Source organism: Streptomyces sp. NPDC002809 (assembly GCF_040295435.1).
Taxonomy (GTDB): domain Bacteria; phylum Actinomycetota; class Actinomycetes; order Streptomycetales; family Streptomycetaceae; genus Streptomyces.
On record NZ_JBEOVJ010000125.1, the window covers coordinates 1 to 15,325 of the forward strand.

The 15,325-nt window shown below is 70.0% G+C and carries 11 protein-coding genes and 1 pseudogene; 9 read left to right on the forward strand and 3 right to left on the reverse strand.

Translation table 11 applies throughout. From position 1 onward, the window contains the following. The 5 genes from ABT025_RS37405 to ABT025_RS37425 all read left to right on the forward strand — a co-directional run. Positions 1-430 (forward strand): apurinic/apyrimidinic endonuclease family protein (locus ABT025_RS37405; RefSeq protein ID WP_502972124.1); only part of this gene is annotated, 430 nt, incomplete at its 5' end. A 176-nt stretch (positions 431-606) separates the two neighbouring features. Further along, complete coding sequence (locus ABT025_RS37410; protein ID WP_351003150.1) at positions 607-1,845, forward strand: ABC transporter substrate-binding protein; 1,239 nt, start codon at positions 607-609, stop codon at positions 1,843-1,845. An 11-nt stretch (positions 1,846-1,856) separates the two neighbouring features. Beyond that, positions 1,857-2,828, forward strand: a complete 972-nt coding sequence (locus ABT025_RS37415) for a carbohydrate ABC transporter permease (RefSeq protein WP_351003141.1) — start codon at positions 1,857-1,859, stop codon at positions 2,826-2,828. Positions 2,829-2,833: 5 nt separating this feature from the next. Then, a complete protein-coding gene (locus tag ABT025_RS37420) occupies positions 2,834-3,691 on the forward strand; it encodes a carbohydrate ABC transporter permease (RefSeq protein WP_351003142.1) in 858 nt (285 codons plus the stop codon). Between the two features lie 8 nt (positions 3,692-3,699). Next, complete coding sequence (locus tag ABT025_RS37425) at positions 3,700-5,079, forward strand: GH1 family beta-glucosidase (protein WP_351003143.1); 1,380 nt, start codon at positions 3,700-3,702, stop codon at positions 5,077-5,079. 141 nt (positions 5,080-5,220) lie between these two features. Here ABT025_RS37425 and ABT025_RS37430 read toward each other — a convergent pair whose 3' ends face one another. After that, a complete protein-coding gene (locus ABT025_RS37430; protein WP_351003144.1) occupies positions 5,221-6,450 on the reverse strand; it encodes an ROK family protein in 1,230 nt (409 codons plus the stop codon). A gap of 235 nt (positions 6,451-6,685) precedes the next feature. Between ABT025_RS37430 and ABT025_RS37435 the strand changes: the two genes are divergently transcribed. After that, positions 6,686-8,713, forward strand: a complete 2,028-nt coding sequence (locus ABT025_RS37435; RefSeq protein WP_351003145.1) for an FUSC family protein — start codon at positions 6,686-6,688, stop codon at positions 8,711-8,713. Positions 8,714-8,808: 95 nt separating this feature from the next. Here the strand turns inward: ABT025_RS37435 and acnA are convergent, their stop codons facing one another. Next, complete coding sequence (gene acnA / locus ABT025_RS37440; protein WP_351003146.1) at positions 8,809-11,523, reverse strand: aconitate hydratase AcnA; 2,715 nt, start codon at positions 11,521-11,523, stop codon at positions 8,809-8,811. Positions 11,524-11,776: 253 nt separating this feature from the next. Continuing rightward, a pseudogene (locus tag ABT025_RS37445) lies at positions 11,777-12,118 on the reverse strand (helix-turn-helix domain-containing protein); the annotation flags it as partial. Positions 12,119-12,314: 196 nt separating this feature from the next. Between ABT025_RS37445 and ABT025_RS37450 the strand changes: the two are divergent. The 3 genes from ABT025_RS37450 (at position 12,315) to ABT025_RS37460 (ending at position 15,085) form a co-directional block, all read left to right on the forward strand. Then, on the forward strand, positions 12,315-12,929 hold the full coding sequence (locus ABT025_RS37450; protein ID WP_351003147.1) for a hypothetical protein: 615 nt from the start codon (positions 12,315-12,317) through the stop codon (positions 12,927-12,929). Positions 12,930-13,408: 479 nt separating this feature from the next. Then, the gene (locus tag ABT025_RS37455; RefSeq protein ID WP_351003148.1) at positions 13,409-14,020 is read left to right on the forward strand and encodes a hypothetical protein; all 612 of its coding nucleotides are present in this window, start codon (positions 13,409-13,411) and stop codon (positions 14,018-14,020) included. A 192-nt stretch (positions 14,021-14,212) separates the two neighbouring features. Beyond that, positions 14,213-15,085: a TnsA-like heteromeric transposase endonuclease subunit gene (locus tag ABT025_RS37460; protein WP_351003149.1), complete on the forward strand. Its 873-nt coding sequence runs from the start codon at positions 14,213-14,215 to the stop codon at positions 15,083-15,085. Positions 15,086-15,325 lie beyond the last annotated feature (240 nt).

The window sequence follows — 15,325 nt, forward strand, 5'->3', positions numbered from 1 at the left end:
CCTCAACGGCCAGTCCGGCATCAAGTACGACCAGGACCTCCGCTTCGGCGCCGGCGACCTGCGCCAGGCCTTCTGGCTCGTCGACCTGCTGGAGAGCTCGGACTACGCGGGCCCGCTGCACTTCGACTTCAAGCCGGTGCGCACCGACGGCATCGACGGGGTTTGGGAGTCCGCGAAGAACTGCATGCGCAACTACCTGATCCTCAAGGAGCGCGCACTGGCGTTCCGCGCCGACCCGGCCGTCAAGGAGGCGCTCGCCGCCTCCCGCCTGGACGAGCTGGCGCAGCCCACCGCCGCCGACGGCGTCAAGGCCCTGCTCGCGGACCGTTCCGCGTTCGAGGACTTCGACGTGGACGGCGCCGCCCAGCGCTCGATGGCGTTCGAGGCGCTCGACCAGCTCGCCATGGAGCACCTGCTCGGCGTCAGCTGACGCCCCGGGGTGTCCGGCGCGGACCGTCGCCGCCGGACACCCCCACTCCCCGGGTACGGGCCTGCCGGACCCGTACCCGGGCGGATCGATCCACCTCGTCGGGACACAGTGGTCCCCCCGGGCCGGCACCCCTCTCACGCAAGGGCACCATCGTGACAGCACCTACTCCGGACGGCATGCTCCAGCCGCGCCGCCGTCATCACCGGCGAGTCGTCGTCCCGCTCACCGTCGTCTCCGCGCTGCTCGGCGGCGTCGTCCTGTCCGGCTGCGGGCAGCAGCAGGACCCGGACGTGTACACCGTCATGAACTCGTCGACCGACGAGTCCTACCACCGCTGGGACGCCCAGACGCTGGCCCGGTGCAGCAAGACGCTCGGGGTGAAGATCGAGCAGCAGAGTGTCCCGGCCTCGCAGGTGATGACGAAGGCCCTGCGGATGGCTTCCTCGAAGTCACTGCCCGACGTGCTCCAGCTGGACGCCTCGGAGATGCCGACGTTCGCCGAGGCGGGCGGGCTCATCCCGCTGAAGGACCTCGGTCTGACGACGACGGACATCCCCGAGGGGATCGTCAACTTCGGCTCGTACGAGGGCAAGTACTACGGGGCGGCGCGCACCGTGAACACCCTGGCGCTGTTCTACAACAAGGACACCCTCGACAAGGCCGGCCTGAAGGTGCCCACCACCTGGGCCGAGATGCAGGCGACCGCGAAGAAGCTCACCCAGGGCAAGCGGTACGGCCTGGCACTCAGCGCGGGCGGCGCGGAGGACGGCGTCTTCCAGTTCACCCCGTTCATGTGGTCCAACGGCGGCGACGAGACGAAGCTCGACAGCCCGCAGGTGGCAGAGGCGCTGGACTACTGGAAGAGCCTGCTCAAGGACGGCTCGCTGTCCAAGTCCACGGTCAACTGGACCCAGGCCGATGTGAACGACCAGTTCATGGCCGGCAACGCCGCCATGATGATCAACGGCCCGTGGCAGGTCGAGAGCCTCAACGCCAAGAAGGGGCTGAACTGGGGCATCGCCCAGATCCCCGTCCCGGAGGCGGGCGACGACTCGGTGGGTCCGCTGGGCGGCGGGGTGCTGACCGTGCCCAACACCGGTGACGAGGCGCGGGAGAAGATGTCCGCCCGGATCATCGGCTGCATGGCGGGCGAGCAGGAGCAGATCACCTACGCGATCAACAGCTGGATGGTCCCGGCCAACGCGAAGGCCGCCGCCGTGTGGCGCACGAAGGCGCCGGAGCTGGCCGCCCTCGCCGACCAGGTCGCCACGGCCCGTTCGCGTACCGCCAAGCTCGGTGCGCAGTGGTCGTCCGTTTCGCTGGCCCTGCAGAGCGCCTTCCAGTCCGCCCTCACCGGTGAGTCCAGCGAGGCCGCCCTGAAGCGCGCCCAGCAGCAGGTCACGAGCGGGAACTGAGGTAACGAACCATGTCATCCACCACAGCCTCGGCCGCCGCGCTGCCGGCCGACCCGAAGGCCCCCGCGGCCGCTACGGCCAAGAAGCCGGTGAACCCGCGGAGCGCCAAGCGGCGCAGGACGCTCGCCCAGTGGGGGTTCATCGCCCCCGCCGTGATCTTCATGGCGCTGTTCTTCGGCTACCCGCTCGTCCGCAACATCGTGATGAGCTTCCAGGACTACTCGCCGTCCACGTTCTTCACCGGTGAGGCGCCGTTCAACGGCTTCGACAACTGGAGCAACGTCTTCAACGACGGGCTGTTCGGCAAGGCCCTGTGGCAGACGATCCTCTTCACGGTCGGATCGCTCGTCGGCCAGTTCTGCATCGGCCTGGCCCTCGCCGTCTTCTTCACCCGCCGTTTCCCCCTGAACGGAATCCTGCGCTCGCTGATCCTGCTGCCGTGGCTGGTCCCGATGGTCGTCTCCGGCATCGTGTGGCGGCGCATCTTCGACCAGGACACCGGTGTCCTCAACTCCTTCCTGGGCACCGTCGGCCTCCCCGGTGACACCCCGTGGCTGACGAGCACCAGCATGGCGCTGATCTCGGTGATCCTGGTGAACATCTGGATCGGCATCCCGTTCAACATGGTGATCCTCTACGGCGGCCTCCAGGAGGTCCCCAAGGAACTGCACGAGGCCGCCTCGCTCGACGGCGCGAACGCCTGGCGTACGTTCCGCTCGGTCACCCTGCCCATGCTCAAGCCCGTGATCACCGTGGTGCTGGTGCTCGGCTTCATGTCGACGGTCAAGATCCTCGACCTGGTCCTCGCCCTCACCGACGGCGGGCCCGCCGACTCCACCCAGACACTCGGCACGCTCACGTACCAGAACTCCTTCGTCCAGATGGACTTCGGGGCCGGTGCCGTGGTCGGCAACATCCTGATCCTGATCTCCGCCGTCTTCGCGGTGTTCTACCTGCGGGTCAACCGCAACGAGGGGAAGTGACCGGCATGGCGACCACCACCCAGATCCCCGCCGCCCCGGCTCCCGCCGCCGTCCACCGGCCGAAGCGCCGCTGGGGAGCGACCGTGTTCGGCCTCGTCGCCCTCGCGGTGATGCTGTTCCCGCTGTACTGGATGATCAACACCGCGCTGCAGCCGGACGCGGGCCTGGTCGATGTCGGCCCGGTCCCGACGGGCGTGGACTTCTCCGGCTTCACCTCCGCCCTCGCCGACCAGGGCGGCAACCTGCTGACCTCGCTGGCCGTGGCGCTCGGCGCCGTGGCGATCTGTCTGGCGATCTCCGCACCGGCGGCGTACGGCCTGGCACAGTTCAAACTGCGCGGCAGCAGGACGATCGTCTTCGGCACCCTCATCACCCAGATGGTGCCGGGCATCGTCATCGCGAACGCCCTGTACAGCGCGTACGTGGACCTCGGCCTGGTCAACTCCTACTTCGGCCTGATGCTGGCGGACGCCTCCCTGGGCATCCCCTTCGCCATCGTGCTGATGCGCTCGTTCATGGTGTCCATCCCGCGCGAGGTCATCGAGGCCGCCGAGGTCGACGGCGCCGGCCGCATCCGTACGTTCATCCAGGTCGTCCTGCCGATGAGCCGCAACTCGCTGATCACCGCCGGGCTGTTCTCGTTCCTCTACGCGTGGAGCGACTTCATGTTCGCCCTGACGCTGAACACCACGGACGACGTCAAGCCGATCACGCTGGGTATCTACCAGTACATCGGCGCCCACGTCGGTGACTGGGGTTCGGTCATGGCCGCCTCGGTCCTCTCGGCCGTGCCCGCCGCGGTCCTGCTCGTCCTGTCCCAGAAGTACATCGCCGCCGGGATCACCAGCGGCTCGGTCAAGTAAGGGTTTCCATGAGTGACTTCCCGGTCTTCCCGCCCGGATTCGTCTTCGGCGCGGCCACGGCCTCGTACCAGATCGAGGGCGCCGTGGATGAAGACGGCCGCGGGCCGTCCATCTGGGACACCTACAGCCACACGCCCGGAAAGACCGACGGCGGTGACACCGGTGACGTGGCCTGCGACCACTACCACCGCTACCCCGAGGACGTGGCGCTGCTGCGCGGCCTGGGTGTGGACTCGTACCGCTTCTCCATCGCCTGGTCGCGCATCCAGGCCGAGGGCAGCGGGGCGGTCAACGCCAAGGGCCTGGACTTCTACTCCCGGCTCGTCGACGAGCTCCTCGAAGCGGGCATCGAGCCGGCCGCCACCCTCTACCACTGGGACCTGCCGCAGGCCCTGGAGGACAAGGGCGGCTGGCGGGTACGCGAGACCGCGGAGCGCTTCGGGGAGTACACGGCGATCATGGCGGAGCACCTGGGCGACCGGGTGCCGCGCTGGATCACGCTGAACGAGCCGTGGTGCAGCGCGTTCCTCGGCTACTCGGTCGGGCGGCACGCACCGGGCGCCAAGGAGGGCCGCGGCGCCCTGGCGGCCGCGCACCACCTGCTGGTCGGCCACGGCCACGCGATGACCGCGCTGCGCGCGGCGGGCGTCCGCGAGGCGGGCATCACGCTCAACCTGGACCGCAACGTCCCGGCCACCGAGTCGGACGCCGACCTGGCCGCGGTCGTCCGTGCGGACACCCAGCACAACCTGGTGTGGACCGAGCCGATCCTGGCGGGCCGCTACCCGGTCACCGAGGAGGAGACCTGGGGCGAGCTCATCACCGCCCAGGACTTCCGGCGCGAGGGCGACCTGGAGCTGATCTCCCAGCCGATGGACTTCCTGGGCATCAACTACTACCGCCCGATCGTCGTCGCCGCCGCCCCGCACCGCGAGGCCGACCCGGCGCTGCGGGTCGCCACCGACAACCGGTACAGCGAGGGCGAGTACCCGGGCGTCCGCAAGACGGCGATGGGCTGGCCGGTCGTGCCCGAGTCCTTCACCGACCTGCTGACCGCGCTGAAGCAGACGTACGGCGACGCGCTGCCGCCGGTGCACATCACGGAGAACGGCTCGGCGGAGTTCGACACCGTGGACGCGGACGGCGCGGTGCACGACGCGGACCGGGTCGCCTACCTGCAGACGCACCTGACGGCGCTGCGGACGGCGATGGAGGCGGGCGTCGACGTGCGCGGCTACTACGTCTGGTCGCTGCTGGACAACTTCGAGTGGGCACTCGGCTACGCGAAGCGGTTCGGGATCATCCGGGTCGACTACGACACGCTGGAGCGCACACCGAAGGACAGCTACCGCTGGTACCAGGAGCTGATCGCGGCACACCGGAAGTAGCCTGGTCCGTCCCTCGCCCGTCCCTCGGCCGCCCCCGTTCGCCCTCGAAGCGGACGGGGGCGGTCTGCTGCGCGGGCGCTGCTGTACGGGCTTGTGGGTGGGCGCTTCTGTACGGGTTCCCTTTACGCGGGCCCCCTGCGCTCAGCGCGCCGCGTACGCCGCCGGGTCCGCCAGGACCCCGCGCACCACATGGGCCGCCGCGCCCCGTGCCGCGTCGCCGGAGAGCGAGGAGGCCCGCAGCCCGCTGCCGTCGGTGCGCCACCGGCCCGACACCACCCGGTCCGCGAGCTGTGCGTCGGCCGCCTTCGCGAGCCACGGCATCAGGTCGCGGTAGATGCCTCCCAGCACGACGGTGTCCAGATCGAAGAGGTTGACCGCCCCGGCCAGCACCACGCCCATCCGGTCCCCGGCAGCCCGCAGCACCTCCAGCGTCTCCGGGTCGCCCGCCCTCGCCCGCTTCTCCAGCTCGCCGAGTCCGCGCACACCCGCGGCCGGGTCGATGCCGGCGGACCGCAGCAGCGCCGCCTGACCGGCGTACTGCTCCAGGCAGCCCCGCGCCCCGCACCCGCACAGCGGCCCCTCCGGGTCGACGACCACGTGCCCGACCTCCCCGGCGAATCCGTGGGCGCCGCGCAGCAGTTCGCCATGGAGCACCAGCGCGCCGCCCACGCCGATCTCGCCGGTGAGGTAGAGGAAGCAGCCGGCATCACCCAGGCCGCCGAACCACAGCTCGGCGAGGGCCGCCAGATTGGCCTCGTTGTCGGAACTGACCGCCAGCGCCCGGCCGGCCGGCCGCAGTGTGCTGAGCGCCTGGCCGAAGATGCCCTCGGCCGCGACGCGGTACCAGCCCAGGTTGGGTGCCTGGCGGACCATGCCGCCGGAGACGAGCCCGGGCAGCGCCAGCTCGACGCCGACGGCCCGCAGCCCCTGCTCGCCGGTCGAGGTGATGACCCGGTTGGTGAGCCGGGCCGCGTGGGCGAGGACCTCGGCCGGCGGGGTGTTCCGGTTGTCGATGTGCTCGGTGACGCGGACCCGGTCGGTGCCGGTGAGCCCGACCGCGCACACCGAGACGTAGTCGATGTTGATCTCGACGCCGAGCCCGGCCGGACCGGTGTCCGAAACCTTCAGCACGGTGCCGGGACGTCCGGCGCTTCCGCTGAACGTCTTGCCGGACTCGGTCAGGAGGCCGAGCGCCAGCAGCTCCTCGACGAGCGAGGAGACCGCGGCCCGGGTCAGCCCCACGCGGGCCGCCACCCGGGCGCGGGTCACCTCGCCCTCCTCCAGGACGGCACGCAGGACGAGGCCGAGGTTGTTACGGCGCACGGACTCGGTTCCGGCCTTGGCGCCGGGCGAGGTGGGATGGATGGTCATCAGGCCTTCGAGCGTAGGGCCTCGCGCCCGGATGCCGTGCGCGACCCTGCGGACGACCTGCGGTTTCGTGCCGGTGCCGCCGTGGGGCAGCGGACCGTACCGAAGGATCACACGCCCGAAACACCGCCGCAGCCCGCCCGACAAGTCCCGCTGTTACGTTCGCGGTGTACGCGGCCGCCGTCGCCCGCTCCACCCGCCCCCGGACCCCTTGGTCCGGCGAACGAGGAGGTCTGCGGTGCACGTTCCGGCAATCCGGGCCGACGGCTCCAGGTCGCGGCGCCACGCGCCCGCCTGGCTCACTCACGTGACCCGTCTGCGCCGGGCCCCCGTGCCCCGTACCGCCATGGTGCGCGGCGCGCTCGGGGCCGGCCCGCTGCTCGGGGCCGGTATCGCGGTCGGGCAGGCGGGGCCGGGCGTTCTCGCCGCGCTCGGGGCGATGCTCGCCGGGGTCAACGACCGTCCGGGAACCCGCCGCAAGGGGCTCGTCCACATAGGGCTGCCGGCCGCGGCCGGATCGCTCGGGCTGCTCGCCGGCGCACTGGTCGCCGACGCGACGGGGCGATGGGCGGCGGTTCCCGTGCTCTTCCTGGTGGGCTGGGTCTCCGGGGCTCTGAGCGCCAGGGGCGGTGTGTGGTCGGCGGCCGCACTCCAGATGCTGGTCGCCACGACGATCGGCATGGGCATGCCGCTGGCCGGACCTGCGTGGCTGAAGGCACTGTGCTTCCTGTCCGGTGCGGGCTGGCTGGTCGTCCTGCGGCTGCTGCTGCGCACCCCGCGGTCGCGGAGCGCGATGCGCCGGAGCGGCGAACGCGAGGCCGTCGCAGCGGTGTTCGACGCGCTCGCGGACGCGCTGGGCGCGCTCGGCGGGCCGGGGGCACCGGCCGCCCGGCGCGCGCTGGTCGCCGCGCAGCAGCAGGCCGACGAGGCGTTGCGGCTGATGCGGCTGCTGCCCTGGCCGCGCCGGGCCGGCGGAGCGGACCGGGCCCTCGCCGAACGCTTCGGTGCCGGGGTCGCGCTCTGCGAGGCGAGCATCGCACTGCTGTGGGAGGGCCGGCCCGTCCCGGACACGGTGGCCGAGGGGCCCCGGAGGCTGGCCGCGGCAGTCCGTTCCGGCGGACCCGCGGGTACGCTGCCGAGCCCGCGGCCGGACACCGTCGAGCGGCTCGCCTTCGACCGGGCGGTGCTGGAGGCCGCGGTGGTCTTCGACCGGACGACGGCCGGCGCGCACGCCGCGCGGAACCCCGGGCGCCCCCGGACGCCCGGCCCGGAATCCGGTCCCCGCCCGGGTCTGTTCACACCCGCCGGACGCGAGTACGGGCTGCGCGTGGCGCTGTGCGTCTCGGTCACGGCGGCCGTCGCGCTGCTGCTGCACGAGGACCACTGGTACTGGTTGCCCGCCACCGCGGCGTTCCTGGTGAAGCCCGACATGGGCCCGCTGTTCTCACGGGTGGTGAACCGGTTCGCCGGGACCGTGGCCGGGGTCCTCGGCTTCGTCGCGCTCATGGCCGCGCTCGGCGGCCTCGGCCGGCCGCTGGTCGTGGCGGTGGTCGTCGTGGCCGGGGCCCTGGTCCCCCTCTCCACCCGCCACTTCGCGTTCCAGACCGCGGTGATCACCGTGCTCGTGCTGTCGTTCGTGCACACCGCGGGTGACACCGAGGCGGCCGCTTCCCGGCTGCTGGAGACGTTCCTGGCCTGCGTCATCGTGCTGCTCGTCGGCCATCTGCCGCTGGTGGCCGATCCCCGGGTACGGGCCGGTCACCGGTTCGCCGTGACACTGCGCTGCACGGAGCGGTATCTGCGCCATGTGCTGGACGCGCCGGACCCGGCCGGGGGCGGGCAGCGCAGCGACGTACAGGGGCTGGCGCTGCGCAGCGCCGCGTACCGGGCGCTCGCCGAGGCGCGGGCCGCGGCGGAGACCGTCGCGGCCGAGCTGCCCGGTCCGTTCGGCGGGCGGCGCCACGACTGGTCGGCGGTGACGGTGGCCGCCGAGCTGGTCGTCGATGCGGCGACCGCGTGCGCGCTGCGGGTGGAGAACGGGGTGCCGCGGCCCCCGTCCGGCGACGTGGAGCGCGTGACGACGGCGTTGTCCGTGCTGGCGGACGCCCTGGAGGACGGCCACCGCACCGCGCGCCCGGCGCCGGGCCCGGGTCCGCGGGACTGCCGTTCGCTGCGCGATGTGATGACCCAGCTGCACGGCATCCACCGGCTCACGACAGCGGGCCACGCCGGACCGGCGACGGCGGGTTCCCTGACCCGGACCTGACCCGGACCTGACCCGGACCTCTCGTCCGGATCGTGCGAGAGGGCCGCACCCCCGTCGCCGGGGATGCGGCCCTCTCGCCGTACTGCCGCTGATCCCTACTTGCGGATCAGGCTGCGGAGCACGTACTGCAGGATGCCGCCGTTGCGGTAGTAGTCCGCCTCACCGGGGGTGTCGATACGGACGACGCCGTCGAACTCCACACCGGTGTCGGTGGTGACCTTGACCGTGCGCGGGGTCGTGCCGTCGTTCAGCTCGGTCACGCCGGTGAAGGAGAAGGTCTCCTCGCCGGTCAGGCCGAGGGTCTCGGCGGTGTGGCCCTCGGGGAACTGGAGCGGGAGGACGCCCATGCCGATGAGGTTCGAGCGGTGGATGCGCTCGTAGGACTCGGCGATGACGGCCTTGACGCCCAGGAGCGCGGTGCCCTTGGCCGCCCAGTCACGGGACGAGCCGGAGCCGTACTCCTTGCCCGCCAGGATGACGAGCGGGGTGCCGGCGGCCTGGTAGTTCTGCGAGGCGTCGTAGATGAACGACACCGGCGCATCAGCCTGGGTGAAGTCGCGGGTGAAGCCGCCCTCGGTGCCCGGCGCGATCTGGTTGCGCAGGCGGATGTTGGCGAACGTGCCGCGGATCATGACCTCGTGGTTACCACGGCGCGAGCCGTAGGAGTTGAAGTCACGGCGCTCGATGCCGTGCTCCGTGAGGTACTTGCCGGCCGGGGTGTCGGCCTTGATCGCACCGGCCGGGGAGATGTGGTCGGTGGTGACCGAGTCGCCCAGCTTAGCGAGGACGCGGGCGCCCGTGATGTCGGAGACCGGGGTGGTCTCCATCGTCATGCCCTCGAAGTAAGGGGGCTTACGGACGTAGGTGGACTCGGCGTCCCACTCGAAGGTGTTGCCGGTCGGGATCGAGAGCGCCTGCCACTGGGCGTCGCCCGCGAAGACGTCCTGGTAGGACTTGTTGAACATGTCCTCGCCGATGGAGTTGGCGACGACGTCGTTCACCTCGGCCTCGGAAGGCCAGATGTCGGCGAGGAAGACGGGCTTGCCGTCCAGGTCGACGCCGAGGGCGTCCTTGGTGATGTCGACCTTCATCGAACCGGCGATGGCGTACGCGACGACCAGCGGCGGGGACGCCAGGTAGTTCATCTTGACGTCGGGGTTGATCCGGCCCTCGAAGTTACGGTTGCCGGAGAGCACCGAGGTCACGGCCAGATCGTGGTCGTTGACCGCCTTGGAGACCTCTTCCGGCAGCGGGCCGGAGTTGCCGATGCAGGTGGTGCAGCCGTAGCCGACGAGGTTGAAGCCGACCTTGTCGAGGTACGGGGTCAGGCCCGCCTTGTCGAAGTAGTCGGTGACGACCTTCGAGCCCGGGGCGAGGGTGGTCTTGACCCACGGCTTGCGGGTCAGGCCCTTCTCGACGGCCTTCTTCGCCACGAGCGCCGCGGCGACCATGACGTACGGGTTCGAGGTGTTGGTGCAGGAGGTGATCGCGGCGACGGTGACGGCGCCGTGGTCGAGCTCGTACGTCGTGCCGTCGGGGGCGGTCACGGTGACCGGGTTCGACGGGACGCCGTTGTGGGTGGCCGGCGAGTCGGAGGCCGGGAAGGACTCCTTGCCCGCCTCCTCGTCGTCCGCGACGTAGTTGCGCACGTCCTGGGCGAACTGCGCCTTGGCGTTCGCGAGGACGATGCGGTCCTGCGGGCGCTTCGGGCCGGCGATGGAGGGGACGACCGTGGAGAGGTCGAGCTCCAGCTTCTCGGAGAAGTCGGGCTCGGCGGCCGGGTCGAGCCAGAGACCCTGCTCCTTGGCGTACGCCTCGACGAGTGCGACCTGCTGGGCGTCGCGGCCGGTCAGACGGAGGTACTTCAGCGTCTCGTCGTCGATCGGGAAGATCGCGGCGGTGGAGCCGAACTCCGGCGACATGTTGCCGATGGTGGCGCGGTTCGCGAGGGAGGTGGCGGCGACGCCCTCACCGTAGAACTCGACGAACTTGCCGACGACGCCGTGCTTGCGGAGCATCTCGGTGATGGTCAGCACGAGGTCGGTGGCGGTGGTGCCGGCCGGGAGCTCGCCGGTCAGCTTGAAGCCGACGACGCGCGGGATGAGCATGGAGACCGGCTGACCGAGCATCGCGGCCTCGGCCTCGATGCCGCCGACGCCCCAGCCCAGCACACCGAGGCCGTTGACCATGGTGGTGTGCGAGTCGGTGCCGACGAGGGTGTCGGGGTACGCCTGGCCGTTACGGACCATGACCGTGCGGGCCAGGTGCTCGATGTTCACCTGGTGGACGATGCCGGTGCCCGGGGGGACGACCTTGAACTCGTCGAAGGCGGTCTGACCCCAGCGCAGGAACTGGTAGCGCTCCTTGTTGCGGCCGTACTCCAGCTCGACGTTCTGCGCGAACGCGTCGTTGGTGCCGAACTTGTCGGCGATGACGGAGTGGTCGATGACCAGCTCGGCCGGGGCCAGCGGGTTGATCTTCGCCGGGTCGCCGCCGAGCTCCTTGACGGCCTCACGCATGGTGGCGAGGTCCACGACACAGGGCACACCGGTGAAGTCCTGCATGATCACGCGGGCCGGCGTGAACTGGATCTCCTGGCTGGGCTGGGCCTGGGAGTCCCAGCCGCCGAGCGCACGGATGTGGTCGGCGGTGATGTTCGCGCCGTCCTCCGTGCGGAGCAGGTTCTCCAGCAGCACCTTCAGGCTGTAAGGGAGGCGCGCGGAGCCCTCGACCTTGTCCAGCTTGAAGATCTCGTACGACTCGTCGCCCACGCGCAGCGTGCTGCGGGCGTCGAAGCTGTTCGCCGACACGACAGTCTCCTTCATCAATGTGCGCGTAACTCCGCGCCGCGCCTCACTTCGGCGGGCGCCGCGTGGTGCCGCCTTCAGCCACCCGACCATCCGCTAAGGTAAGGCTTAGTTAGGTAGCCCTTACTGCGCGGCGGCCCGCTGTGCGCCTTCGGCATATATCTCGATGTCGAGATAACTCTAGTACATGACCGCGGACGGGTCATGTCAGGGCATGCCTGTGCGGTGTCATCGAAGACTGAGCGATGTCACCGAAGGCGGCGATCCGGTCGATCGGCAGGAGGATGCCGTCCAGGATCACGAACGCCTTGCTCCGGATGGTCTTCATCGCCTCGGTCAGGGTCGGGGCGAGGGCGGCCAGAACGTCGGCCACCTCGCGCATGCGGCGATCGACCGTCGCGATGCCGATGCGGAACCCGGCGGCGAGCTGGGCATACGTATCGCCGCACCGCAGGTGGGCCGAGGTGAGCAAGGCCTGTCGCCCTGTGGACAGACGCCGCCGACGCGTCCCGGTCTCCCGCCGCCGGGCATGCAGCCGAGCACTCAGGTACCGCAAGGTACGGCTGGACAGATCAATCGACGACGGGTAGGCAAGCACGCGAAGCTCCTGGTAAGGCACGCTGCATCTTGGTCGTGACACCTCCTATCAGGAGCTTCATCGCATTGCAGAGCCGCCCAACTGGCGGACATCGCCGACAGGTCGGAATCAGCTCACTCATCAGCCTGTCGAAACCGGCTCTACCGGCTACGGAAAAAGAACGAGCCAACCGCGATAACGAGACCAGAGAGAATCAATGATATCGGAATATCAGCAGCAGTTGCGTGAGAAAATTATGTCGGTCCCCGAGACTCCGCCACCGACCCCCTGGCGCACAGTCCTGGACCGGCGGACCCCCATAGGTGGCCTTCTCGGCATTGGCTTCGCCGTCGCTCCCGACACTGATCGCGACCTCATCATGGTGGTCTCCGTTGACGGGCACGGCCTCTTCGACACCACCACGGGCGAGAAGATCGCCCGTGACCGCGACCCTGACCCAGATGACAGCACCCCCGACGCCATGCCCGATCTCACCTGCCCCGGACTCGGACCTGTCGCCGGGACCCGAGTGAGCATCGCCGGACTCTTCGGAGGCGGCCTCCACACCACCACCCTTGACGGCTGGAGCCTGGAAGTCGTCAGCCCCGAGTGGCCCCACCACCGCGTTCTGCTCTCCACAGACGGAGGAATGCCTCACGATGGACCACATGGTGATCATTGGTGGCACATCTTCGACTCCAACTACTCAGAATTCCGGGCTGCAGGCTTCTCGCCGTCCGGACGCACCCTCGCCATTGCCACCAGCAGCGACCTCACACTCTGGACCCGCCCGGCTCCCGAAGTGGACCCAACGCGCGAGGCCAGGGCATGACGCGTGAAGATCTCGCCGCGCTGCTCGGCGAGCAGACGACGGCATGTGGTCCAGCGCGCGACGCCCTGCTCAGCGGAGGCGCCTTTGTGGCGGCCCGGGCGAAGCCCACCACGAATCCGACCTCGCGTCGAAGCGGCATTGACCCCGAATAATGCGATAGGGGTCAAGCAGAACCGCTCAACCTTCGATGAGAATCACTCAACCTCCACGGCGACAGGTCAATGCCTGACCGTTCTCATCGAGCAAGTCGTCCACTCTGTCCTGTCTCAGCCGATCTGGTCCCGGTCTCAAATGATCTGGTCCGATTCGCTCGGCGTCTCCGATGATCCGGTCCGCCAGACACGTGCCCGGCGGGAGGCTGCCCTCGCCGATTGAGCGCGGAGGCGGCTGGGGCTCGTGTGCGGAGTTGTCACCGGTGACTGCGATGATCGCCCTGGCCGGCGTGGGCACGCTGGAATCGCGACTCTGGGGTGGCTCGAATGGATACGTGGCAGGAGCTTTCGGCGCTGGTGGAAGAGCGGCTGAAGGCGGTGACGTCCGGCGAGCGTGGCGTGTTCGCCGCCGGCATCGCGGAACGCCTGATGAGCTGGCACGAGGCACTGCCGGAGGAGGAGCAGGCGCCGTTCACCGTGAGCCTGCGACCGCTGCTGAATTCCGTGTGGGAGGGGGTCCTGGGCGACTCGACAGCGTTCTCGGCGGTCAAGCGCGGTGTCGGCGAGTACATACTCAGCGAGTACTGCCACAACGACGGCCAGGACGGGCCGGATGACGCGGACGAGTCCGCCGCAGCGGCGACCTTGTACGCCGCACATGCCTACCTGTTCACCTGCCAGGAATTCGCCGTATGGAACAGCAACCGGGCAGTTGAGGCGATCGACCAGCACCTTGAGTACCTGGCTGAGCAGGAAGAAGACGAACTCCCCGTCGACACGGACGAGGCGCTCACCTCCGAGTTGCAGCGGCAACTACGGGATCTGGACCTCATCGCACGCTACTCAAAGGATCTTCGCCACGCCGGCCTGGGACTGCCCATCGACACGTCCATCCGACTCCGGGTGGAGCTACGCGCTCCTCTCTCCAGTCGTGAGTGAGCTCGCAGGGAGCCACCGCCTCGTCCTCGGGTGGGTCACACCACTGCTGGCCTGCGTCGACCAGACTGTTTGAGACGGGCTGTCACCTCTTCGAGTGACGACAACCAGCTCTCTGTCATGAGCCGCCGCAGGGTGCATCACCCTCGCGGTGAAGGGGAGATCGCGGCTGGGGTGCCGGTGGACGGTTCGGCCTTGAGGGACTCTGCCCGGGAGTGCGCCTCGGGCGTCGAGGTCGGGTTCGTCGACGCCGGCGGTGTCGAGCGTTGCGGCCCAATGGCGCGCTGGTGGGGCGAAGTCTTCGAACTGCCCTCGCCCGTGCGGCCGTTCGCCTCGTCCATGGGGCAGAAGAACTTCACCGGTGAGTACTGGGCGGCGACCTCGCGAACTCAGGTGGGCGACGATTCGCGAGTGGAGCGGGACTCGGCGAAGGCGCTGGACTTCGACCCCGCTGTCGTCGGGCTCGCCTCGCAGCCCTTCCGCCTCACCTGGACGGACGGCGAGCGGGAGCGCGGGCATACACCGGACTACTTCGCGCGGTTGCTGGACGGCACCGGTGTGGTTGTCGACGTGCGGCCGGAGGACCTGGTCGACGAGGACACCGCCGAGGTCTTCGCGTTCACCGCGCGGGTCTGCGAAGAGGTGGGATGGCAGTTCCGTCACGTCGGTGACCTGCACCAGCCCTACCGGGTGAACCTGCGCTGGCTGTCCCGATACCGCCACGTCCTCCTGACCGAGCACCAACTCGCCGACCTGGACGACGATCGACGGCTCGACTACGACGACGGCTGCCTCGACCACCACACCCGCCTGACGGTGGCCGCGACCTTGCGGACTGTCGTCCATGCCGGCAGGCGGTTGACCCTGCTCAACCGGTACGCGATCAGCGCCCGCCGGGGCCTGATCCTGTCCGGCGCAGCGGGGACAGGAAAGACCACCGCGCTCACCCCAGTTCGGCAAGACCATCGAGGTCATCGACCGACGCCGGCACCCGGGGGTCGACGGCCCGATCCCGGTGGTCTACGTCTGAGGCGGATCCTGCGGAGACGTACGCCGCGCTCGTCGTAGCGCACGCGGTACGAGAGCGACTACGGCGTCCGCCGGGCCGGGCAGTGTGACGGCCCGGCCCGAGGACGTGGCGCCGATGCGGCAGTTACGCCGGTGTCATGGTGAGCCTCACGTCGCGGGGCGGGGGCGGCCCCCGCGGCCCCCGCCGCACCCCGGCGGCGCCCGCGCCCGACGGGCGGGTCGGGGCACCCCGCCCCCAACCGCACCAAAACCCCCAACGCCAAACCGCCCCCCCCCGGG